18 protein-coding genes and 1 tRNA gene are annotated in these 24,593 nt (G+C 35.3%); 11 read left to right on the top strand and 8 right to left on the bottom strand.

Annotation, left to right across the window (positions count from 1 at the left end):
• Positions 1-102: 102 nt before the first annotated feature.
• From DFQ02_RS15375 to DFQ02_RS03110, 4 genes are all read right to left on the bottom strand, one after another.
• Positions 103-225: a hypothetical protein gene (locus DFQ02_RS15375; RefSeq protein ID WP_262510816.1), complete on the bottom strand. Its 123-nt coding sequence runs from the start codon at positions 223-225 to the stop codon at positions 103-105.
• Positions 226-398: 173 nt separating this feature from the next.
• Positions 399-1,670, bottom strand: coding sequence for a serine--tRNA ligase (gene serS, locus DFQ02_RS03120; RefSeq protein ID WP_116039511.1), 1,272 nt, complete (start codon positions 1,668-1,670; stop codon positions 399-401).
• Between the two features lie 43 nt (positions 1,671-1,713).
• On the bottom strand, positions 1,714-3,030 hold the full coding sequence (locus DFQ02_RS03115) for an HTTM domain-containing protein (RefSeq protein WP_116039510.1): 1,317 nt from the start codon (positions 3,028-3,030) through the stop codon (positions 1,714-1,716).
• The gene (locus DFQ02_RS03110; RefSeq protein WP_116039509.1) at positions 3,023-3,958 is read right to left on the bottom strand and encodes a bifunctional riboflavin kinase/FAD synthetase; all 936 of its coding nucleotides are present in this window, start codon (positions 3,956-3,958) and stop codon (positions 3,023-3,025) included. Before DFQ02_RS03110 ends, DFQ02_RS03115 begins: the two co-directional genes overlap by 8 nt.
• A gap of 78 nt (positions 3,959-4,036) precedes the next feature.
• Here DFQ02_RS03110 and DFQ02_RS03105 point away from each other — a divergent pair, with 78 nt between their 5' ends.
• Positions 4,037-7,462, top strand: coding sequence for a zinc-dependent metalloprotease (locus DFQ02_RS03105; RefSeq protein ID WP_116039508.1), 3,426 nt, complete (start codon positions 4,037-4,039; stop codon positions 7,460-7,462).
• A gap of 149 nt (positions 7,463-7,611) precedes the next feature.
• Here the strand turns inward: DFQ02_RS03105 and DFQ02_RS03100 are convergent, their stop codons facing one another.
• Entirely contained in the window at positions 7,612-8,184 is a 573-nt protein-coding gene (locus DFQ02_RS03100) for a hypothetical protein (protein ID WP_147297723.1), read from the bottom strand.
• Between the two features lie 50 nt (positions 8,185-8,234).
• Here DFQ02_RS03100 and DFQ02_RS03095 point away from each other — a divergent pair, with 50 nt between their 5' ends.
• A complete protein-coding gene (locus DFQ02_RS03095; RefSeq protein WP_116039506.1) occupies positions 8,235-11,003 on the top strand; it encodes a zinc-dependent metalloprotease in 2,769 nt (922 codons plus the stop codon).
• An 81-nt stretch (positions 11,004-11,084) separates the two neighbouring features.
• On the opposite strand, the gene pth is transcribed toward DFQ02_RS03095, so the two are convergent.
• From pth to DFQ02_RS03080, 3 genes are all read right to left on the bottom strand, one after another.
• The gene (pth, locus tag DFQ02_RS03090) at positions 11,085-11,711 is read right to left on the bottom strand and encodes an aminoacyl-tRNA hydrolase (protein WP_116039505.1); all 627 of its coding nucleotides are present in this window, start codon (positions 11,709-11,711) and stop codon (positions 11,085-11,087) included.
• 180 nt (positions 11,712-11,891) lie between these two features.
• Positions 11,892-12,515, bottom strand: coding sequence for a 50S ribosomal protein L25/general stress protein Ctc (locus tag DFQ02_RS03085; RefSeq protein WP_116039504.1), 624 nt, complete (start codon positions 12,513-12,515; stop codon positions 11,892-11,894).
• Positions 12,516-12,641: 126 nt separating this feature from the next.
• The gene (locus DFQ02_RS03080; RefSeq protein ID WP_116039503.1) at positions 12,642-13,583 is read right to left on the bottom strand and encodes a ribose-phosphate pyrophosphokinase; all 942 of its coding nucleotides are present in this window, start codon (positions 13,581-13,583) and stop codon (positions 12,642-12,644) included.
• Positions 13,584-13,726: 143 nt separating this feature from the next.
• Between DFQ02_RS03080 and DFQ02_RS03075 the strand changes: the two genes are divergently transcribed.
• The 9 genes from DFQ02_RS03075 (at position 13,727) to DFQ02_RS03035 (ending at position 24,571) form a co-directional block, all read left to right on the top strand.
• Positions 13,727-13,808 (top strand) — tRNA-Leu (locus tag DFQ02_RS03075).
• A 435-nt stretch (positions 13,809-14,243) separates the two neighbouring features.
• On the top strand, positions 14,244-19,187 hold the full coding sequence (locus tag DFQ02_RS03070; RefSeq protein ID WP_116039502.1) for a 2-oxoacid:acceptor oxidoreductase family protein: 4,944 nt from the start codon (positions 14,244-14,246) through the stop codon (positions 19,185-19,187).
• A gap of 15 nt (positions 19,188-19,202) precedes the next feature.
• Complete coding sequence (rsxC, locus tag DFQ02_RS03065; protein WP_116039501.1) at positions 19,203-20,561, top strand: electron transport complex subunit RsxC; 1,359 nt, start codon at positions 19,203-19,205, stop codon at positions 20,559-20,561.
• Positions 20,554-21,573 carry an RnfABCDGE type electron transport complex subunit D gene (locus DFQ02_RS03060; RefSeq protein ID WP_116039500.1) on the top strand — a complete coding sequence of 340 codons (1,020 nt, stop codon included), beginning with the start codon at positions 20,554-20,556 and terminating at the stop codon, positions 21,571-21,573. The genes rsxC and DFQ02_RS03060 overlap by 8 nt, the downstream gene beginning before the upstream one ends.
• Positions 21,570-22,250: an FMN-binding protein gene (locus DFQ02_RS03055; protein WP_116039499.1), complete on the top strand. Its 681-nt coding sequence runs from the start codon at positions 21,570-21,572 to the stop codon at positions 22,248-22,250. The genes DFQ02_RS03060 and DFQ02_RS03055 overlap by 4 nt, the downstream gene beginning before the upstream one ends.
• 8 nt (positions 22,251-22,258) lie before the next feature.
• Positions 22,259-22,891: an electron transport complex subunit RsxE gene (rsxE, locus tag DFQ02_RS03050; protein ID WP_116039498.1), complete on the top strand. Its 633-nt coding sequence runs from the start codon at positions 22,259-22,261 to the stop codon at positions 22,889-22,891.
• Entirely contained in the window at positions 22,888-23,469 is a 582-nt protein-coding gene (locus tag DFQ02_RS03045; protein ID WP_116039497.1) for an electron transport complex protein RnfA, read from the top strand. Before rsxE ends, DFQ02_RS03045 begins: the two co-directional genes overlap by 4 nt.
• Positions 23,470-23,481: 12 nt before the next feature.
• Positions 23,482-23,685 carry a hypothetical protein gene (locus tag DFQ02_RS03040; RefSeq protein ID WP_116039496.1) on the top strand — a complete coding sequence of 68 codons (204 nt, stop codon included), beginning with the start codon at positions 23,482-23,484 and terminating at the stop codon, positions 23,683-23,685.
• A gap of 28 nt (positions 23,686-23,713) precedes the next feature.
• Positions 23,714-24,571 carry a ferredoxin reductase domain-containing protein gene (locus DFQ02_RS03035; RefSeq protein WP_116039495.1) on the top strand — a complete coding sequence of 286 codons (858 nt, stop codon included), beginning with the start codon at positions 23,714-23,716 and terminating at the stop codon, positions 24,569-24,571.
• Positions 24,572-24,593: the final 22 nt, after the last annotated feature.

Here is a 24,593-nt window from a genome sequence, read left to right as displayed (position 1 = left end):
TACCGTTAAATTAAAAACGATTGTATTGTTTAGATTGGGGACAGTTTTAATGTTAAAACCTTAAATTTTTAAAAGTGATTTCTTTAAAAAGAAAGTAGTTTCCTATTTGTTTACACTTACAGCATTAGTGTTTTTAGAATTAACTATTTGAAAGTCAGAAAACAACACTTTTCCTGCGAAAAAAACCAATGCAACTAAAATTACAATGCGCTTTAAATTTTTCATGGCTAGTAGGTTTAATAGATTTGGTAGTGCTAACTTCCTAAATAAATCTCGTAGCGCAAAGAAAAACAAACAAAAATCGTTAAACAACCTTTTAAAATTGCTTTTTATCGATTTAATTCATAACATCAAAACAAAAAAGAAAGTATATTCTTTCATTTTTGTATTACAAAAGTTTAGTTAATAATCTTAAAACCAGTATAAGGCTGCAAAACTTCGGGCACTAAAATACCATCCTTGGTTTGATAATTTTCTAAAATACCAGCCAAAACACGTGGTAGAGCCAAAGAGCTACCATTTAAAGTATGAGCTAGTTCATTTTTACCTTCACTATTTTTAAAACGAAGTTTCAATCGGTTAGCTTGAAAGGTTTCAAAGTTAGATACTGATGAAATTTCTAACCATCTATCTTGAGCGGTTGAAAACACTTCAAAATCATAGGTTAATGCTGAGGTAAATCCTAAATCTCCACCACAAAGCCTTAAAATTCGGTATGGTAATTTAAGTTCTTGCAAAATGGTCTTTACATGTGCTACCATGCCATTTAACGCCTCATAAGACTTTGTAGGATGTTCTACTCTAATAATTTCAACTTTATCGAATTGGTGTAATCTATTTAAACCCCTTACGTGTGCTCCGTAGCTACCTGCTTCTCTTCTAAAACAAGGCGTGTAACCAGTAATAGCAATTGGTAAATCTATTTCGTTTACAACAACATCTCTAAAAATATTTGTACCCGGAACTTCTGCCGTTGGTATTAAATATAAATTATCTGCTGCTACATGGTACATTTGCCCTTCTTTATCAGGCAGTTGTCCTGTACCTAAGCCAGAAGCTTCATTTACTAAATGGGGTAGCTGAAATTCTGTGTAACCTGCCTCTGTGTTTTTGTCTAAAAAATAAGTGATTAATGCACGTTGTAGTTTGGCACCTTTACCTTTATAAACAGGGAAGCCAGCACCAGTGATTTTGTTTCCCAATTCAAAATCTATAATGTCATACTTCTTAGCCAACTCCCAGTGAGGCAAAGCATCATCATCTAAAATAGGAATATCACCTTCTTTAAAAACGACTTCATTATCATCTTCAGTATTTCCTGAAGGAACGAGTTTATTAGGAACATTTGGTAATTTATACAAAAGTTCATTGAGTGCACTGGTAGTATTGTTTAACGCTTCTGTTAGTTCTTTAGAATCTACTTTTAACTGACTCGTTTTTTCTTTTAAAACATTAGCCTTATCAATATCTCCAGATTTAAATAATCCTCCTATTTCTTTAGACAGTTTATTCCCTTCGGCTAAAGCATTATCTAATTTAGTTTGAAGTCCTCTTCGTGCTTCATCTAAAGCAACAACTTGGTTAATATCTTCTGCAGCGTCAATGTTTCGTTTAGCTAAACGTTCAATTACCAAATCTTTGTTATCTCTAATAAAAGGTACTTGTAACATGTATTAAAATTTAAGCGACAAATTTAGGGAATTACTAAGAGTTTTAATCTTGTTTTGAAGGCAAAATCCAATCATGGTGTTTAAAAGTTTCCCATGCTGTATTTGCTAAATCTACATTTGGGTCTGTAAGTTGTTTAAAAGGTTTCCCATTTACACTAAGATGGCAGTCAACAAAGACTGAAACTTCTTGATTATTTTCTTTGAACTTCTTTTTGAGAAATTGAGAAAACTGCCAAATAAAATCGGGTTTTGTACTTACACTTTGTTGTTGTTTTTTGGTTAAATAGTCGTTAAGATTCACAAGCATTTTACTACCCGTTTCATTGTCAATAATGGTATATTTAGCACTTCCGCTTTTTACTCTAAGCATCATACGCCAAGACAAGCGATGCCCTTCTTCTGTCCATAACACGTCATCTTTAATTATATGATGACGCAACGGCAAAATTAATTGAAGTACAAAATACAAACTAAAAACAGCCAACCACGGTGTCTTGTTATTAGGAATTAGAATGTCTTTAGAACTATAAAAAGGTTTCTTTTTCAGAAATATTTTTTGAATGGTTTTAGGCTCAAAAAAGAACAATGAAAATGCTAACGATAAATAAGGAAAGATTCCTATATGAAACACAAACGAATTAAACAGGTGGAAAAAGATAGATACCATAAAAATATACTTCCTTGTTGGCTTTAAAAGCAATAGCGGAATTATTAATCCGTCAAAAGCAATACCTCCATAAGCCAGACAATAATGCACCCATTTTTGCTGAAGTAAATCGCCCACCAAAAAATAATGAGCTTTTGGTTTCATGAGTAATTCAATAACCGTAGTATCTAACCAATCAGGGTATAATTTAGCCACCGATGCATAAGTATAAACAATAAAAAGCTGTACCACAAACACCCATTTACACCACAAAGGCATTGATAAACTTTTTAAAGTAGGACTTTGCTTTACATCAATTGAGGCATACTTATTTGCTGGCATTAAAATCATAATAAAGCTCAGTAGCATCAACAAATAATAGTGATTGTTATATGAAGATTTTTGCATTAAATAAGTGGCAGACCACATAAGAGCAAAAGCCAGCACACTGATGCGATATTTATACCCTAGCATAATAAATAACCCAAACAATCCCATGATGGCATAATAAATATACATACCATAACCAGGTAGTGGTTGTAACCACTCAAACCCCATGAAGGTAAATGTAAACTGAGGCTCCACTAGGGTGGTTCGAACCCAACCTGTTATAATAGCACCTACCGATTCTAAAAAGCATAAAAAGCCAAAGAAAATTCTGAAAACAACTAGTGCAGAATTATCAATATGTTGGAATAACCATTTATTAATCATGGTGGTTTGCAATGAAGACAAGCGCAGTTTCCTTGTCCTTTTTAAGTTGATTTTTTAAGGCTTCAACCGATTGGAATTTTTCTTCATCACGCAGGCGTTTTAAAAGTTCAATTTGAATGGTTTGGTTGTAAATATTCTCTCTAAAATTGAAAAAATGTACCTCAATGGTTTCTCGTTTTCCATTAACAGTAGGATTCATACCAATATTCATCATTCCATAAACATCAGAATCTTCGATTTTAGCTTTTACAATATAGGCTCCTTGTTTTGGTATGAGTTTATAGTCTTCTTCTATATGAATATTTGCTGTTGGATAATCCATCTGCCTCCCTAAACCTTTACCTTTTATAACCGTTCCAGTAAGCATAAAATTATAACCTAAATACGCATTGGCCTTAATAACATCACCTTCAAAAAGAGCATCCCTAATTTTTGTTGAACTCACAGCCACATCATCGATGTCTTGAGCCGATATTTCTTCAACTTCAAAACCATAGAGTTTGCCAAATTTTTTCAAATCTTCTATATCGGCATTTCTATTTCTGCCAAATCTATGATCATAGCCAATAATTACTTTTTTAGTTTTAAGTTTATCTACCAAAAGTTGTTTTACAAATTCTTCGGCAGTAAGTCTAGAAAACTCATGGGTAAATTTCTTAATCAATAAAAAATCTAACTCCAGTGACTCCAGAATGTTTCGTCTTTCATCAATAGTATTTATCAATTTAATGTTCGAATCCTTTTGTAAAACCATTCTAGGGTGCGGAAAAAAAGTAAGAATAACAGATTTTAATCCTTCCTTCTTTCCCGTATTAACGAGACGCTCTATTATTTTTTTATGCCCAATATGCACCCCATCAAAAGTGCCGATAGTTACAACAGTAGGATTTTCAGATTTATATGCCGTAATGTTTTTTACACTACCCATTTAATGAGTCCAATTGTTAAATTAATTTAAAAAAGCTAGATTTGTTAATTGACAAAAAAAGAATTGCCCAAAATCTTTATGAAAGCAAAACTACATTATGTTTTTTCAATAGCAATGTTTTTAATGGCATTTTCAGCTACTGCCCAAAATACTACATGGGAAAAACTAAAAGCTATTGAAAATAACAAAAGTCTTTTAAAGTTTGAAATAGATAAAAGTAGCGCCAATTTTTTCAAGTTTAATTCAGATCTATTTAAAAAGCAAACATTAAAAGTTCCTCTCAGGTCATCTAAACTGAACGAAGAGAATACTATTATTTCAATACCTGGGATTGAGGGCGTATTAGAGCGTTTTAAAATTTACGAAGCACCCATTTTTGCAAAAGAGCTCTCAGAAAAATTTCCTGAAATTAAGTCTTTTATTGGTTTTAGTTTAGATCATCCTGGTGCAAGGTTAAGGATGAGTTCCTCCCCTCAAGGAATTCAAACCATGATTACCTATATAGATAGACCTAATGTATTCATGCAACCTCTTGAAAACGGTTCTGACATTTATATTTTATACAACAAAAGTTCACGAAAACATAGTAAAAAACTAGAGTGTAAAACGATTGATAACTTAAGTAAAAGTTTACAAAACAATAATTTTAACTTAAAAGCTGATGAAGGTGGAGCTAATGACCAAACCCTGCAAAAATTTAGAATTGCAATTTCAACCACTGGTGAATACACCAACTTTCATGGCGGTACCGTAGCGGCTGCTTTAGCTGCCATAAATGCTACTTTAACAAGAGTGAACGAAATTTTTGAAACTGATATGGCCGTTACTTTTGAGTTAATTGCTAACAACAACCTTGTTATTTATACCAATGCGGGTACGGACCCTTATTCCGATGCTAATATTGGAGTTAACGGTGCTTGGTCTGGTGAAGTACAATCAACCCTAACAAGTGAAATAGGTGAGGCTAATTATGACGTCGGTCACCTTTTTGGAGCCTCTGGTGGTGGTGGTAATGCAGGTTGTATAGGTTGTGTGTGCAATAATAACTCTAAAGGTAGTGCTTTTACATCTCCCTCAAATGGTGTGCCTCAAGGTGATTTATTCGACCTTGATTTTGTAGCTCATGAAATAGGACATCAAATGGGAGCTAATCATACCTGGGCTTTTGAAAATGAAGGAACAAGTGTTCAATCAGAACCAGGAAGTGGTTCTACCATCATGGCTTATGCAGGTTTAGAGGGTTCTAACAATGTTGAGTTGAATGGTGATGACTATTTTCATTATCATAGTATCAAACAAATTCTAAATAATTTAGCAGGTAAAAATTGTCAAACCACTGAAACTATTTCTAATAATCCTCCAAGTGCTGATGCTGGAAGTGATTACAACATCCCTAAAGGAACACCCTACGTTTTAAGAGGCACTGCAACAGACCCTGATGGTACTGATAATTTAACTTATTGTTGGGAACAAATTGATAGTGGTATTACTAATTTTTTAAATTTTGGACCTGCATTAACCACAGGACCAATGAATAGGTCTTTACCCCCAACAAGTTCACCCAATAGATACATCCCAAGATTTAATAGTGTTTTAAATGGAAATGTTGAACAAACAAACCCTACTTTGGGGAGCGATTGGGAGACTGTAGCCTCTGTGGCTAGAGTTCTAAACTGGGCGCTCACTGTAAGAGATAGAACACCAAGCACATCAACAGGAGGACAATCTAGTTTTGATACTATGCAAATTGTAGTTGAAGATGTTACACCTTTTTCAGTTGAAAATCCTGTATCATGGGCTCAGGGTAGTAATCAAACTATTACTTGGTTAGTTGGCGAAACTACAAATGCCACAATTAATTGTCAGAATGTCAATATCCTTTTATCAACAGACGGTGGGGTTACATTTCCTACGGTTATTGCAAGTGGCACTCCTAATGATGGGACTTTTGACTATACTGTTCCTGCAATAGCAGACACTAATCAGGCTAGAATATTAGTTGAGGCCGCAGATAATATTTTTTATGATGTCTCTGATTTTAACTTTTCTATTTCTCAAAACCCAGACTTTTTTGTGGTTAATGAAACCCTGTCGCCCCTAGCATGCGGAGACTCTGTAGCCACTTTTAATTTTGATTATGTAGCTGCCAATGGTTTTTCCGAAACGGTAACGTTTAGTGCCTCTGGAAATCCTTCTGGATCTGCAGTATCATTTTCACCAACAAGCTTGAACACTTCAGGAACTGTCACCATGACGGTTTCTAACTTGAATAGCGTTCCACAAAATGATTATATCATTACGGTTACTGGAACCTCAACTTCCATTACAAAAAATAAAGACTTTAATTTTCCTTTTTACAATGGTGTTTGTACCTCTATAGCTAATACCGAATACAATACGAGTACAACTTTGGTTCAGTTTAATACTATTAACCAATCTTCTGGAAAACCTTCTGGATATAGTAATTATACTGCAACAACAACCAATGTAAATAGAAATGTATCTTATGATTTAAGGATTAATGTGAATACTGATGGTAACTTTACTACCAATACTAAAGTTTGGATTGACTGGAATCAAAATTGTAGTTTTGATGATGCTGGAGAAGAATATAATTTAGGTGATGCTACTAATGTATCTAATGGACCAACAGTTAATACACCACTTTCTATTACAGTTCCTGCAACAGCAGCCACAGGAAACACTACCATGAGAGTATCAACAAAATATAAAGATGATGGCGTTGTAACGTCTTGTGAAAATGGGTTTGATGGTGAAGTAGAAGATTATACTATTAACGTATTGCCAAATACAGCTTTTGAAACCTCAATAAATTTAGTGCAATTAAACACCATAAACAATCCATCTACCAAGGTTGAAGACTATTCAGATTACACAACTATTTCAACAGAACTGAGTAGAGAGAGTGCCTACAACTTAACAGTTAATGTAAGTACCGAAGGTAATTTTACTACCGATACCAAAGTGTGGATTGATTGGAATCAAAATGGCAGTTTTGTTGACGCAGGTGAAGAATATGATTTAGGCACTGCTACCAATGTTAGCAATTCGGCTACAGGTAATTCTCCTTTATCTATAGCTGTTCCTCTAGATGCGGTTTTAGGAAGTACTGTTATGAGAGTTGTTACAGGATATGATGGCACTCCATTAGTGCCTACTGCCAATGGTGGTGATGGTGAAGTAGAGGATTATATGCTTGTTGTTCTTCCAACAGAAAATATTGAACAATTTGGTTTTGAGAATTTTGTTGTTTACCCAAATCCTAATAGTGGAATGTTTACTATTAAACTAAATGGTTCGTTAAACAGAAATATAACTATTGAAATGTTTGATGCCAGAGGAAGGTTTCTTTTTAATAAAACTTTTCAAGTAACTGGTGACTTTCATGAACATATAAACATCCCATTTGTTCAATCTGGCATGTATATTTTGAATGTAAGTGATGGTGTAAAAAAATCCCTTAAAAAGATTGTTGTTAAATAAAATAGTATTTCTGAAAATGCTTTAGACGAATAAAAATATGTTTAATAAATTCTACAGATTTTTGTCAGAGAAGGAGTTTAGTTTTAACATAAATGATTTCAAGGGTTTTTAAATATTAAGTTTGAAAGGTATTAACATATATTTTACTATCACACTGATAAATTAAAAACATGGTTGATATTTGAGATTATTTGAGGCACTTCATCTACTTTAAAATTTAATTTAAGATGGTAAAAATTATTTTTTAGTTTCTTTATTGAGAGCTTACCTTTTCTAACTCCAAAATTTCCAGCTTGCCCTTTACAAAAACACCAGCGTCCAAAGATTATTGGAGTACGTTTAAAATTATTAGTTTCAAGTTCTACCTCGTTTGGATCTAGAATAACAAACACTTCTTCTCTATAGTTAGAGTCTGAAAGATCTAGATTTTCCGTTCTCTTATATTTGAACTTTAGAATAATTTTATTACCCTCACTTATCTCAACATAAGACATTCCAAATTTGTCCTTCTTTAGTTGCAAATGTTTATCAATCAATATTTCTAGTTCACAAAAATCACTCTCAGGGCACCATAATTTACTAATTGTATCCGAAGAGGTACTAGGTAAATTATTTTTTGATTTACAGCTTAAAAAGGATATGATAACAGAAAAAAACACTAAAAAGCAAGGGGTTAAATGTCTGCTATTTCTTAATTTACAGCGACTATTTTTGTTATTCATAATATTTGAAGCTATTTTTAGAGTCTATCATTTTGTCTAAATCGTGCAATATGAAACAAACTTACTGCAAATATATTGGTTTATACCTGCTGCTTTTCTTATTCTCGATTAATTTTTATGCCCAAGAAAATTCATCTATTTGGGTAAAGACTTCAAGAGAGAATGCTTTAAAGGAATCAAAACTTTCACAAAAAGAAGAAATAAAAAAAGCTAAATATTATCAGTTGGATTTAGTAAGGCTATCAACACTTTTGAAAAATATACCCAGTAGAAAAAATTCTAAAAAGACATCTGGAATAATACTAAGTTTTCCAGATAAGAATGGACAATTACAACCATACAGAATTAAAGAAGCTCCTTTATTTGAAGAGAATTTTCAAGAAAAACATCCTAATATGAGGTGTTATATAGGGGAACATGTTAATAATTCGGGTGCAATGATTCGTTTTAGTATCACTCCAAAAGGATTTCATGGAATGACATTGTCTCCTACCAAACCTGTTGAGTTTATTGACCCTGTTAGCTACGGAACTAAAAATTATATGATTTATGCTAAGGCTGATTTAGAACCGAATAAAAATTCCTTTGAATGCAAATTTATTGATGACCTTAATCAAGCTAAGTTGAGTTCAAATATAAAAGCACTTGAATCTCTTAATGCAAATGATGGCACCCTAAGAACCTATGAGTTAGCTTTGGCCTGTACTGCCGAATATGCCGAATACCATTGGGGTTCAAACGGCGCTAATTTGCCTCCAGGAGCTTCTGATACGAATAAGAAAAATGCAGTAATAGCAGCGATGATGGTGACCATGAATCGTGTGAATGGAATTTTTGAACGCGATTTATCTTTGACTATGACAATGGTAGATAATACAAGCATTATTTTTTTAGACCCTGATACTGATCCTTATGAGAATACCGTTAATCAAACCATGTTAAATGCTAATCAGACTGCAATTGACAATGCTCTCGGTTCAAATGGTTATGATATAGGTCATGTGTTTTGTACAGATAATGGAGGGCTAGCAACATTGAATGGGCCTTGTAATAGTGTTACTAAAGCGAAAGGAGCTACTGGACTACCTAATCCAACAGGAGACGTTTTTGATGTAGAATATGTGGCTCATGAAATGGGGCATCAATTTGGAGCAAGACATACTTGGAGTAGTGAGAATGGTGCGTGTGTAGTTGCAGATCCACCCAATCAACAATGGTCTCCATCAAGTTCTTATGAGCCTGGTAGTGGCTCTACTATCATGGCATATGCGGGTTTATGTGCCCCTGATAATGTGCAATCAAACGGCGATGATTATTTTCATCAAATAAGCATACAGGAAATATGGGCTAATATTTCTTCAAATAGCTGTGATGAAGAGTCCTCGGCAGGAAACAATGCTCCTATTGCCAATGCAGGTAATGACTATAGCATCCCTATTTCAACACCTTATAAATTAACAGGTTCTTCTAGTGATGATGATGGTACTGGTACACATACTTTCACATGGGAACAATACGATTTAGCAGCTAGTCAAGGTAGTATTACTGAAAGTAGTACGACGGGGCCGTTGGTGAGGTCTCTATATCCAACCACAAATCCGGTAAGGTATATTCCAAGTTTTGAAGATTTAAGAATTTCTAATGGTTCTACTACCTGGGAAAAACTAGCATCTGTGCCTAGAACTTTAAACTTTCAATTAACCGTTAGAGATAACGGTTCTGGTGTAAGTGCTTATGGCCAAACAGCAACTGATGGTATGCAAGTTAATGTTGTGAATAATGGAGGTGCTTTTAAGGTAACCTCACAAAATACTTTAGGAATAAGTTATACTGTTGGAAGTACGCAAACTGTAGAATGGGATGTAGCTGGTACAGACTCGAACCCAATAAATACAACTAATGTAAATATAAAGCTGTCTATTGATGGGGGTCTTACTTATCCTTATCTATTACTAGATTCGACTTCTAATGACGGAAGTGCAGAAGTCACTTTACCAGCAGGCGTAGCAGCACCTTTTTGTAGAATTATGGTTGAAGCTGACCCTGCTGAAAATATATTTTTCAATATCAATGAAGTAGATTTTGCTATTGGCTACACAGTTACAGAAACTTGTAATATTTATTCTGGGGGGACGGATCTTCCTTTAACAATAATAGATGGAGGCTCCTCATTTCAGAGAAGTAAAATTACAGTTAGCGAATCAACTTCTATAACAGATATTAATATTGGGGTTGATATTACTCATACTTATAAAGGAGATCTACAAATTGCTCTTTTAAGTCCGCAATCTACAGCAATAAACTTAATAACTCCAGGGTCGTGTTCATCGGGTAGTTTAATTATTACGTTTGATGATTATGCTAGTACAATTGATTGTGCTAATACAGAGGGTAATGAAGTTTACAAACCCGAGAATCCACTAAGCACATTTAATGGTGAAAACCCATCAGGAGATTGGGATTTAGGGGTGATTGATCTTGCAACTGATGATACAGGAACTCTTAACTCTTGGTTTATTGAATTATGTACTACAACAGTGACATTAAGCAACCCAGACTTTTATGATTTTGTCAATAACTTAACAGTTTTTCCAAATCCTAATAGGGGAGACTTTACTGTTAAATTTAGCAATGCTTCGGCAAGTACAATTGATTTAGAAATTTATGATTTGAGAGGTCGAACTATCTACTCAAAAGAATATCTCAATGTTACTAGCTTTAATGAATCTATAAATATGAGTCATGCACAATCAGGCATGTATATATTGAATGTAAGTGATGGTATTAGGAAAACTACTAAAAAGATTATTATTAGATAAAGAGGCTGTCTAAAAAACTACACATTTGTCGATCTGAACTAGTTTCAAATTCTGAAAATAAATTCAGAATGACATACTACTTTATTTCCCATTAAACATATTCATGGTTGCATTTACACCAGCCAAAACAAAAGATTTAATTAAATCTACAGATTTGTCTAACCTCTCAGGGAGTTTGTCATTTTCTTCTTCATTCCATTGTCCTAATACATAATTTACTTGTTTGCCTTTACTAAAAGTATCACTTATACCAAACCTAAAACGGTTATATTTTGTGGTATTTAATTTATCCTGAATATCCTTTAGGCCATTGTGCCCTCCATCACTTCCTTTTGTTTTTAGTCTGATACTTCCAAAAGGAAGATTCAAATCATCTGTAACAACAAGCAAGTTTTCTAAAGGAATTTTCTCCTTAGTTAACCAGTATAATACAGCTTTCCCGCTTAAATTCATGTAAGTGCTTGGTTTTAAAAAAATAAAAGTTCTCCCCTTCAATTTATAGGTAGTTAAATCCCCTAGTTTTTGAGGCTCGAATGATAAATCTTCTTTTTTTGCAAAATGATCTAAAACTTTAAACCCAATATTGTGGCGAGTATTTTCATATTTTTCTCCAATATTACCTAAACCAACTATTAAAAATTTTTTCATGAGGTCTTCTTGTGTTTCTCTAGGGTTCTTTCTAAATAATCTTTTAAAAAATTGGCACATAGTTTAATACTTAGAACAATGCTACAGTAATGAGACTAAATTGGTTTGCGTTAGGGATTGCAACAAGTTACCATGTAACGTGGAAAGCCCGACCCGATAGGGAACGCCCAAATATTTGTTTGGTAAAAATAAAAAAGCATCCTGAAAACAGGATGCTTTTTTATAATTAAAAGGGTTACTCTATTCTTGAGTAGCTTCTGCTGCTGCTTCTGCTCCTTCTTCAGTAGTTTCTTCATCATCGTCTTCATCAGCAACAGCTGTTCTAGAAGTTCTTACTTGACATACTACTGTGTTGTCTGGGTGCAAGAATTTGTAATCATCACTTGGTAAATCACCAACGTAAACTTTACCTCCAATTTTAAGTGGTGTAATATCTACCTCTATAAAGTCTGGTAAGTTTGCTGGAAGTGCTTTAACACGTAATTTACGGTTGTTTCTTCTTAATACACCTCCATTTTTAACACCTCTTGAGTTACCAACAAGGTTTACAGGAATGTCAAGAGCGATTTCTTTATTCTCAAATAACTGATAGAAATCTATGTGTAGAATAGCATCGGTTACAGGGTGAAATTGAATATCCTGTAATACTGCGTTAAAAGTTTCACCATTATCTAAGCTAATTACAACTGTATGCGCATTAGGCGTATAAACCAGTTTAGAGAAAGCTAATTCAGGTGCAGAGAAATGCACTGGATTATCCCCTCCGTATAATACGCAAGGAACCTGTCCAGCATTACGTAAGGCCTTTGTTGCTTTTTTGCCCACGCTTTCTCTTTGAGATCCGTTGATTGTAATTGATTTCATAATTGTTGTTTATTTATTATTAAAAAAGGTATTATGTAAACTTTTTGAAATAAAATCTTATTAATGGATTTTAACATAATTTATATTTCAAGTCGTTTTCATTTCTATTTAAGTTTAATTATTAATTTACATTACGAATTTTGAACTTATACTCTGGTTGTTGTGCACTTTTTCCATAACTTCAGCAAACAAATCTGCACAACTTAATACTCTAATTTTATCACTTTGTTGTGTTAAAGGTATAGAGTCTGTAACTATAAGTTCTTCTAATTTTGAGTTTTCTAAGTTTTTGTAAGCTTTTCCAGATAAAACTGGGTGTGTACAAATAGCTCTAACACTTAATGCGCCGCGTTCCATCATTAAGTCTGCAGCTTTGGTAAGTGTTCCAGCGGTATCTACCATGTCATCAACAAGGACTACATTTTTACCGGTAACATCTCCAATGAGCTCCATGTGAGAAATCACGTTGGCTTTGGCACGTTGCTTATAACAGATAACAACATCACTCTCTAAAGCTTTAGAATAGGCATAAGCTCTTTTTGAACCTCCCATATCTGGAGAAGCAATAGTAAGATTATCTAGATTTAAACTTCTTAAATAAGGCAGGAAAATGGTAGATGCAAACAAGTGATCAACAGGCTTCTCAAAGAACCCTTGAATTTGGTCAGCATGTAAGTCCATGGTGATAATTCGTGTAGCACCAGCTGTTTCTAGCATTTTAGCTATCATTTTTGCAGCAATTGGCACACGTGGTTTATCCTTCCTATCTTGTCTTGCCCATCCAAAATAGGGCATTACGGCTGTAATATGTCTAGCAGAAGCACGTTTTGCAGCATCAATCATTAACAACATTTCCATTAAATTTCTTGGACTTGGGTGTGTAGACCCAATAATGAAAATCCTAGTACCACGTATGGATTCCTCATATGATGGTTGGAATTCACCATCACTGTAAGTAGAAGTAATTACATTACCCAATTCAGCCCCAAAAGCTTTAGCTATTTTTTCCCCTAGCTCAATACTTTGGGTGCAAGCAAAAATTTTAGCTTCAGTAATTACAATAGGCATGGTTAACGTGTTGTTTTTTAGTGTTTAAGCACTGCTTTTTCAAGCGAGGTGCAAATTTATACATTTATTTTAACCTAAAAAGTATATTGACTGGTATTTTTGGCTTTATTCTTAGAAAAATATTTATTTTTGCTATCCGAAATGCTCAAGTGGCGGAATTGGTAGACGCGCTGGATTCAAAATCCAGTTTCTTCGGAAGTGTGGGTTCGATTCCCACCTTGAGTACAAAGCCTTCATCTTTTTTAGATAAAGGCTTTTTTTATTCCCTTTCAATCAATTTTATCAGAATAAGTTTCTTTTCAAAACTTCTTGTAATCATACAATTCTGGCTGTTCCTGACAAATGTCATAAAATGAGAACTTATATTTAAATAATTTTAAATCCCGCTTTGACATATATACTACAGTATAGCTGATTAAATACCACTAACTATTAATGAAGATGACACTGTAGATTTTTGTTGAAAAACTGTCAACCCATCAACAGAAAGCTCAATCTTTTTGATTTGAGTACTATATAATATATGAGGATGTGAATATAGTACTGAATTTAATCAGGTGGAAACTGTATTTATTTACCAACTGTACAGAAAATAGTTGATTCATTATATAATAGTTATTGGCAACAAACCACTAAATAATACATTAAAATTCTCATCTTATGGGCACGTCGATTTTAAAAAAGAAATTAGCAAAGAAGAACAAGTTAACAGAGTTTAAGTATCCTGGCATACCTATTGCTACTGATGGAAACACAGCAGCAATCATGTGTGAACGTGAGTCTACCGATGCTGCGGGTGCATATCCTATCACACCTTCAACTCAAATGGGTGAATATTGGGCAGATGCAGCTGCAAAAGGGCACTTGAACATTTCTGATAAACCTTTAATATTTGTTGAACCTGAAGGCGAGCATGCTGCTGCTGCAGTAACCGCAGGTTTATCAATGACGGGGTTGCGTGCAGCTAACTTTTCTTCTGGTCAGGGGATTGCTTATATGCACGAATCACTATATGCTGCCGTTGGTAAACGCCTTACCTATGTGCTAAATATAGGTGCTCGTGCCATGACTAAATCTACATTAAATGTTCACGCAGGGCATGATGACTATCACGCTGTTGATGACACTGGATTCTTTCAAATGTTTGCTAAAAAAGCGCAACATGTTGCTGATTTGAACATCATTGCTCACCGCATTGCAGAATTAGCACTTACCCCTGGTATTATTGCTCAAGATGGGTTTTTGACTACTCATTTAATAGAGTCGTTTCTACTACCAGAACGCGAACTGATAAAAGAATACCTAGGGCGGCCTGATGATATCATTGACACTCCAACGCCTGCCCAACGTATTATTTATGGCGAAACACGTAGACGTATTCCTGAAATTTGGGATGTAGACAATCCATTAATGGCTGGTATTGTACAAAATCAGGATTCTTATATGCAAAGTGTTGCTGCCCAACGCCCGTTCTTTTTTGATCACATTCAAGCATTAACAGATCAAGCTTTTGAGGAGTACTACAAACTTACTGGTAGACGCTATAAACGTGTTATGACTTATAAAGTAGAGGATGCCGATTATCTCATTTTAGGTCAAGGAAGTCTAATTCCAAGCGCCGAAGTAGTTGTAGATTATTTACGTGAAACTCGCGGAATTAAAGTTGGAGTAGTCGACCTTGTAATGTTCAGACCATTCCCATCAGATATGCTCGGAGACATACTAAAAGGTAAGAAAGCCGTAACTATCTTAGAACGACTAGATCAACCATTAGCAGTTGATTCTCCAATCACTCGCGAAGTACGTTCTGTGTTAAACAAGTGTATTGAAAACGGAATCAACAAAAAACAGAAACCTTATCCTGAACTAACTTCATATTCTTTATCAGATATACCCGCTATATACTCAGGAGCTTTTGGTTTAGGTAGCCGAGACTTACAACCTGAGGGTATCATTGGAGCTATTGAAAATATGTTACCAAATGGTAAACAAAAAAAACAATTCTACTTATCCATTGATTTTATTAAGAAAGTACCTGCTTCACCAAAGCAAAAAGCATATCAAGAAACTATAGAAGAATCTTACCCACGTGTTAAGGAATTGGCTGTCAGGGGATCTGAAAACCCTAACCTCATGCCAAAAGATGCTATTACCGTACGTTTCCACTCCATAGGTGGTTGGGGTGCTATTACAACTGGTAAAAATCTAGCAATGACTCTATATGAGTTACTAGGTTATAATATTAAGGCAAATCCAAAATATGGTTCAGAGAAAAAAGGACAACCCACTACCTATTACCTAGCCGCTGCTGCCGAACCTATAAGAATAAATTGTGAATATTACTTTGTAGACGTGGTTCTATCACCAGACCCTAATGTCTTTAAACACACCAACGCATTAGCTGGGCTTAAAAAAGGAGGTAGTTTTATTATCCAAAGTGATAAAAATACTCCAGGTGAAGTTTGGGCAGAAATTCCAGAACACTACCAAAAAGTTATTATAGATAATGATATTCATGTCTTTTATATTGACGGGTTTAAAATTGCTCGTGAGGAAGCCACCGACCCTGAATTACAATTACGTATGCAAGGAATTGCTTTCCAAGGCGCATTTTTCGCTGCTTCACCATTGATGAAGAAATCTGGACTTTCTGAAGAAAAACTATTGAAAGCCATTGAAGATCAATTACAGCATAAATTCGGTTCAAAAGGTCAACGTGTGGTTGACGATAATATGCGCGTAGTAAAACGTGGCTTCGATGAAGTTCATGAAATTACCAACAAAGAATTGAGCACCAAAAACAAGAAAAACGGAAGTGTTATTGAAGGTGTACCAATACCAAAAATGATAAAAGAAATTCCACAAAGCGAGTCTAAACTTAGTGATATTCATCGTTTCTGGGAACAAACAGGAAACTTCTATTTAAAAGGAATGGGTAACGATAACCTTACCGACCCATTCATTGGATTAAGTGTTATGCCTGCGGTTTCATCGGTATTTAGAGATATGACTGGTATTCGTTTTGAACATCCAGAATGGATTCCTAACAACTGTACTGCCTGCGGTGACTGTTACACCGTTTGTCCGGACACAGCTATACCAGGACTTGTAAGTGAAGTGTCTGATGTTTTCGACACTATTGTAAAACGTGTGAAAAAGAGTCACGGAAAAGTAGAACACCTCCCTAAAGCTGTTAGAAAACTGGAAGGTCATGTTCGGAAATTATTTTCTACCTCAAAAAGTGGAGAAACCGTTAATGATTTCATTCAACATGGAATTGATATGACGCTAGATGAGTTTAAAAACAGTTCAGAATTAATCAAAGAATTCGATTGGTTTAAAGATGAATTGGGTGAGTTTAAATTTGCTTTAACCAGACCTTATTACGATTTACACGAGAAAAAAGAAGAAAACAGTGGTGGGTTATTCAGTATAACCATTAACCCTACTACGTGTAAAGGATGTATGGAATGTGTAAAAGTCTGTAATGATGGAGCTCTTATTACAATACCTCAAACCGAAGGCTCCGTTGTAAGGTTGAACAAGGAATGGGATTTTTGGTTAGACTTACCTAATACGCCTCAAAAATTCAATCGTATTGATGATCTTGAGGAAAAAATAGGTCCACTAGAAACCATCCTTTTAAATAAAGATGCTTACTTGAATTTTGCTAGTGGAGATGGTGCTTGTTTAGGTTGTTCTGAAAAATCTGTAGTACATATTTTCACGGCAACAGTTGAATCTCTTATGCAGCCGCGTATTGAAAAACATATGGCGTATTTGGAAGAATTAACAGATAAGCTAGAAAAACATATTCAGATAAAGTTGATGAATCCAGTGAAATTAACCGATTCTGAAACTATGGCTAAAATTGTAACTGAAATGCAAAATTCAGATTTAACTATGGCTGAAATAACCCGTAGATTAGAATCTGAACAGGGTGGTGAACCTATTGATCAAGAATGGCTACGTGATGTCACTCAACTACTGGCTCAATTGAAAAAACTTAGATGGAGATATACCAATGGAACTACTGGTAAAGGTAGATCAAACATGGGTATGCTCAACTCTACTGGTTGTACATCGGTTTGGGGTAGTACGTGGCCATTTAACCCGTATCCATTCCCTTGGGCAAATCATTTATTCCAAGATTCTCCTTCTATGGCTATGGGAATCTTTGAAGGTCATATGGCGAAAATGGCTGATGGCTTTAGAACAATTCGTAAGGCTGAACTAGAACTTGAAGGAAAATACAATCCGGACGAGCATGATGACTTTTTTACTTACTTCAATTGGAAACAGTTTACTGATGAAGAATGGTTGCTTTGTCCGCCAGTGGTTGCATTAGGAGGTGATGGTGCCATGTATGATATTGGTTTCCAAAACTTATCTCGTCTTATGGCTTCAGGAAAACCAATAAAAGTAATTGTTGTTGATACGCAAGTATATTCTAATACAGGTGGTCAAGCCTGTACTTCCGGATTTATTGGCCAGGTTTCAGACATGGCTCAATATGGCAAAGTATGGAAAGGAAAAAGTGAGCCCAGAAAAGAGATTGGTCTTATTGCTATGGCTCATAGAAATACTTATGTACTGCAAGCCACATTAGCCAATACAAGTCAAATGATTGAAGGCTTTATTGATGGTTTAATGACCAAACGCCCTGCACTTTTCAATCTATATACAACTTGTCAACCTGAACATGGGGTTGCCGACGATTTAGGTGCACATCAAGCAAAACTTGCAGTAGAATCAAGAGCGTATCCAATTTTCAAATATAATCCAGATCATGGAATAAAAGCTAAAGAAGCTTTTGATTTATCAGGAAATCCAGCCATGGATAAAATTTGGCCAACGTACAACCTAAAATATCTAGAATATGGTCAGGAACAACGTATGGAATTGCCAATGACCTTTGCAGACTTTGCTTTGACCGAGGCCCGATTTAGAAAACATTTCAGAAAAGTACCAAGAAGTGCTTGGAATGATAATATGATGATGTTAGCAGACTTTTTAGAATTAGATGACAACAAGCGTGAAGACAAGTTCCCATATATCTGGGCAGTAGATAGAAATCAAAAACTCAATCGGGTACTGGTAGCGAAACCTATTGTTGACTCTTGCGAAGAACGACGCGATTTCTGGTTGATGCTACGTGATATTGCTGGTGTAGAAATAGAAAAACCAGAAGAAGAAGATCTTGAAGAAAAGATAAGAAACGAAGTGGTTGGAAATATTGCCCAAGGCCTTATGCAACTTGCGGGCGGTGGAAATGGTAATGATTTTCTTAAAATGACACTGGGGAAACCATCAGAAAACAATAATGGGTCCGTTCAGGAATCATCTAACGGTGAATATATGGCGCCATGGCTAGAAACAGACGAATGTACTTCATGTGATGAATGTATAAAAATCAACTCTAAGATTTTTGAATACAATGCAGATAATAAAGCGTTTATTAAGAATCCGAAAGCCGGACCTTACCAGGATCTTGTTAAAGCAGCAGAAAAGTGTACAGCTGGTGTCATTCATCCAGGGCTACCTGCTGATAAATTGGCAAAGGATATGGAAAAATGGATTAGCAGAGGAGAGAAGTATAATTAATATACAAATGGTATAATGGCCTTTTTCAATTTTCATAAAAATACGTTTAAGCACGGTATCCATCCTCCGGAAAGCAAGGACGAAACCAATAAATTGCCTATAAAGCAATTTCCCTTTCCTCCGGTCATTATTTTACCAATGGCGCAACATATTGGTGCGCCTTCGCAAATAGTTGTTCGTGAGGGACAGGAAGTGCATCGCGGACAATTGTTAGCCAAGGCAGGGGGATATGTTTCTGTGCCTTTGCATGCTCCAGTTTCAGGTACTATTCGGAAAATTGCAAATGTTCCTACCATTTCAGGAAAAATGTCCCAAGGCATTTTTCTTGAAGCCTTTCCATCTTCAACCCAAGAAGTGCTTGAGGGAGAGCCAATTGATCCAGAAACTGCTACTCCTGAAGAAATTCTTCAGGGAATTCAAGATGCTGGAATTGTGGGGTTGGGTGGTGCCGCTTTTCCAACACATGTGAAGTTAAAAGTTCCTGATGGTAAAAAATGTGAAACATTAATTATTAATGGTGTTGAATGCGAACCCTATCTAACCACAGACCATAGGGTCATGTTAGAACAGGAGAATGATATTTTCACAGGCATTAAATATTTGTTGAAATCAACAGGAGCAAAAAAAGCCATAATTGGTATTGAATCCAACAAACAAGATGCTGCAGATTATTTAGAAAAATATATTCCAGAAGGATTACCTGTTTCTATAAAAGTACTTCCTGTAAAATATCCTCAAGGAGCTGAGAAAATGTTAGTCACTGCAATTTTAGGTGAAGAAATTCCATCTGGAAAGCTTCCTATAGAAGTTGGTGTAGTTGTGGTCAATGTAGCTACAACAGCAGAGATTGGTAGATTACTGCCCCATGGACAAGGTATCCAGGAGCGTGTTATTACCATTACAGGTCCCGGGGTTAAAAAGAAAGGAAATTATACTATTCCTATTGGAACTCCTTTGCGTTTTGTTCTTGAACAGGTAGGGGTTGATGAAGAAATAAGTGAAGTTTACATGGGTGGCCCCATGATGGGTGTAGCCGTTTCAAACCTTAATATCTCTATTGTAAAAGGAACTTCAGGTATTCTGGTTTTCACTAAAAAAGATGTTAAAAGGTCTCCAAAAACATATCCTTGTATTAAATGTGGAGCCTGTGTAGATGCCTGTCCTATTTTACTAAATCCATCAAAGTTGGGCATACTGGCAAAATTTGAGGCATATGATGAAATGGCTTCAAATTATAATCTAATGGACTGCTTTGAATGCGGGTCATGTTCATATGTATGTCCGTCACATATTCCATTGGTACAGTATTTCAGATTGTCAAAACAAATTGTAAGAAAGCGTGAAGCTATAAAAAAAGAAAAAGTAGATGCTTAAAAAGACTTTAGACATAAGCTCGTCTCCCCATATTGTTAAAGGACGAAGTACAGAAGACATCATGAGAAATGTGGTGTGGGCTTTATTGCCTGTTGTATTTTTCTCTGTCTATGCTTTTGGCTTAAATGCATTATTAGTCATTTTTACTGCTACACTCGCCAGTGTTTTAACCGAACATCTTTTATGTAAACTTTCTAAAAAAGAAACTACGGTTAATGATTATTCGGCAATAATCACTGGGATACTTTTAGGACTTTCATTACCTCCAAGTTTTCCTCTATGGATGGCTTTTGTAGGCGGTGTTATTGGAATTGCTTTAGGTAAATATATTTTTGGTGGATTGGGCTATAATGTATTTAATCCTGCATTAGTTGCAAGAGCTGTTTTACAGGCAGCTTTCCCAGTAGCTATTACTACTTGGTATCCAGCATTTCTCGTTGACCGATTCACAACTATCTCCAAATCAGTACTTACGTTTCCATTTATGGAACCTCAATATGATGCTATTTCAGGGGCTACACCTCTTGCTGCCTTCAAGTTTGATGGGGTTTCAACCTCAACCATGGAGTTAGCTTTTGGTCAGGTAAGTGGTTCTGCTGGAGAAACCTGTGCTATTATCATTGCTTTGGGAGGCATCTATTTAATTGCGCGAAATATGATGTCTTGGAGAATTCCCGCTGCTGTTTTATTGAGTGCTTTTATATTAAGTGGTATACTTTATCTATTCAATAGTGAGTTATATCCTTCACCTTCATTTATGATACTTTCAGGAGGCTTAATGCTTGGCGCTGTTTTTATGGCTACAGATATGGTTTCATCTCCAATTACACCACTCGGATTATGGGTGTATGGAGCTATAATAGGTATTCTAACAATTGTAATACGAATTTGGGGTGGTTTATCAGAAGGGGTTATGTATTCTATACTGCTGGCCAATGCCATTTCTCCTCATATAGATTCCGTTATTAAAAATAGGGTATATGGAACCAAACGAAAAATAAAAGCGGCATGAGTGAAGTTGCTAACATAAAAACACAAAACCCAGCAAGTAGTAGTAAAATGTTACTGGCTATGGTAGGTATTGGTATTATGAGTGCATTACTTATTGTGTCCACTTTTGAATTAACACTTCCGCGTGTTCAACGTTTAAAGGCTGAAGCTCTTGAAAGAGCAATTTTTGAAGTGTTACCAGGAACAGCCAGTATGCAAGCATTTGGTGTAAATGAAAAATCGGAATTATTCGATCTTAAGGAAGGGGAAAAAGCAGAAACAACTGTATATGCTGGATACGATGACCAAAAGAGCATTGTAGGATACGCCATTGAAGCTTCTGGTCAAGGTTATGCCGACATTATTAGAATACTTTATGGGTACAAACCTGATGAGGAAATAATTATAGGATTTCAAGTTTTAGAAAGTAAAGAAACACCAGGGCTTGGAGATAAAATTGAAAAGGACGAACGATTTCTAAACAACTTTAAAGCATTGGATGTTAGCTTAACAGATAGTAAAGAAATAAACAACACAGTTATTACTGTAAAACAGGGTGAGAAACAAAATCCTTGGGAAATTGATGGTATCACTGGAGCCACAATTTCTTCAAGAGCTATTGGAGACATTATTGGGGCAAGTTCAACAACATTAGTTCCAATTCTAAGTAATCATTATAAAAAGAATAATAAAAAATAAACGAAATAATGAGCAATGATAGTGCTTCATCAAAGCAAAAGGTAACCTCAACCGATGAATTTATTAAAGGGTTGTGGCGTGACAATCCGGTATTTGTTCAGGTACTGGGAATGTGTCCAGTATTAGCTGTTTCCAACACAGCAATAAATGCGCTTGCTATGGGACTAGCAACAGCTTTTGTTTTATTGATGTCGAATATTTTAGTCTCCTTACTTCGAAATTTTGTTCCTAAACAGGTGCGTATAGCTTCCTATATTCTCATCATCGCCACTTTTGTGACGGTAACAGATTACGCTATTCAAGCCATCAGTGTTGAGTTACATAAAAGTTTGGGTGCGTTCATTTCACTTATTGTAGTAAACTGTTTGATTTTAAGTAGAGCTGAAGCCTTTGCATCTAAAAACACGGTCTCAAAATCCATTTTTGATGCTTTGGGAATGGGTGTTGGGTTTACGTTCGCTCTCTTTTGCTTAGGCGCTGTTAGAGAAATACTTGGTAATGGGTCTTTATTCGATATCGCTCTGTTTCCTAACGGATTTCAAAGTTGGATTGTAATGATACTACCTGCAGGTGGATTTTTTACACTGGCCATCTGGTTGCTAATAATTAATAAGATACAAACAAGAAAAACAAAATCATGAATACGGAATCTTTAGGTGCAATTTTTTTAAATGCCTGTTTGGTCAACAACTTTGTTTTGGCCTATTTCCTAGGTATCTGCCCATTTTTAGGAGTGTCCGGAAAAATGGAAACGGCTACAAAAATGGGAGCAGCCGTAATGTTTGTGATGCTAATTAGCTCCATGTGTGCTTATGGAATTCATGCATTTTTAGTTGCAATTGATGCACCATTTTTACAACTAATTAGTTACATAGTTGTAATAGCTTCCACGGTTCAGCTAGTAGAAATGTTTATCAAAAAAATCAGTCCCGCACTATTTAAATCACTTGGGATTTTCCTTCCATTGATTACAACCAATTGTGCTATACTAGGTGTGGCATTATTTCAAACAAATAAAGAATACGGTTTTTTAGAAAGTATAGTCTATGCGCTTGGTGCCGGTGCTGGTTTTACGTTAGCGTTGGTATTAATTGCTGGATTAAGAGAACAGTTAAACTTTGCTGACGTTCCAAAGATTTCAAAAGGAACGGCGTTAACCCTGTTCATAGCAGGTATTTTATCACTTTGCTTTATGGGATTTGCAGGTCTCGGCGCTTAAAAAGAAGAACAAATGTTTAAATCACTTACAATAGGAATTGGTTTTATAGTAGCAATAGCAATACTTTGGATGCTTGTACAAACATTATGGAAAAAGGTGTTTAAAGACGAATATCACGAAGACGATGTTTTAGCAGGAAGAAGAAGTTGCTCAAACTGTGGTTGTACCACGGTTTGTGAACGAAAAGAGAAAGGAAATATAAACCTTATTGAATAACAAAATAACAACAAAATAAAAAATAAACATGGCACATTTATTAGATTTTGATACCGAAAAAAGGTATAAAGCAGTTGTAAAAAAAACCTCTCGATTAACACCTCAAGACACTGAGGAAGTACGTGAGATTGTATTGGAAGTGAAAGATCCAGAATTTAAATGCGAAGTAGACCAAAGCTTTGGTGTATTGGTAAAAGTAACTAGTGATTTTGGAAACACGCATCACCACAGACTGTATAGTGTAGCTGATTTGCCTGCACGAGTAAATGGTAATCCTAAAATTACCATGTTAGTAAAACGTTGCTCTTATATTGATGATTTCAATGGTGAAGAATATAAGGGTGTTGCTTCACATTATTTATGCAATCGTAAAAAAGGTGATGAAATTACACTTACCGGTCCGTTTCAATTACCATTTAAAATTCCGGAAGATAAAGCGGCTAATATGATACTCATTGGTATGGGTACCGGTATTGCTCCTTTCCGTGCTTTTATCAAACATATCTATAAAAATGTGAAAGATTGGGAAGGTAAAATAAGATTGTTTTACGGCGCTCGAAGTGGCTTAGAGCTACTATATTTAAATGATAAGGATGGTGATCTTACTAATTATTATGACAAAGATACATTTGAGGCTTTTCATGCATTAAGCCCGAGACCACATTGGGCAGATTCAATCGATTTAGAAAAAGCAATTGAAGGGCAAACAGATGAAATTAAAGAATTGCTTTCTAAGTCCAATACCTATGTTTACGTTGCAGGATATGCAAATATTCTTGATAAACTCAATAAATCATTTTCTAAGATTTTAGGTTCAGAAGAAAAATGGCGATTACGTAAAGCTGAATTAATTGCCGGTAGAAAATGGGCTGAAATTATTTTTTAAACTGGTCTGAAAAAAGAGAATC

Origin of the sequence: Seonamhaeicola aphaedonensis, assembly GCF_003386195.1 — a bacterium.
GTDB lineage: Bacteria > Bacteroidota > Bacteroidia > Flavobacteriales > Flavobacteriaceae > Seonamhaeicola > Seonamhaeicola aphaedonensis.
This window is presented reverse-complemented; position numbering and strand designations above follow the sequence as displayed.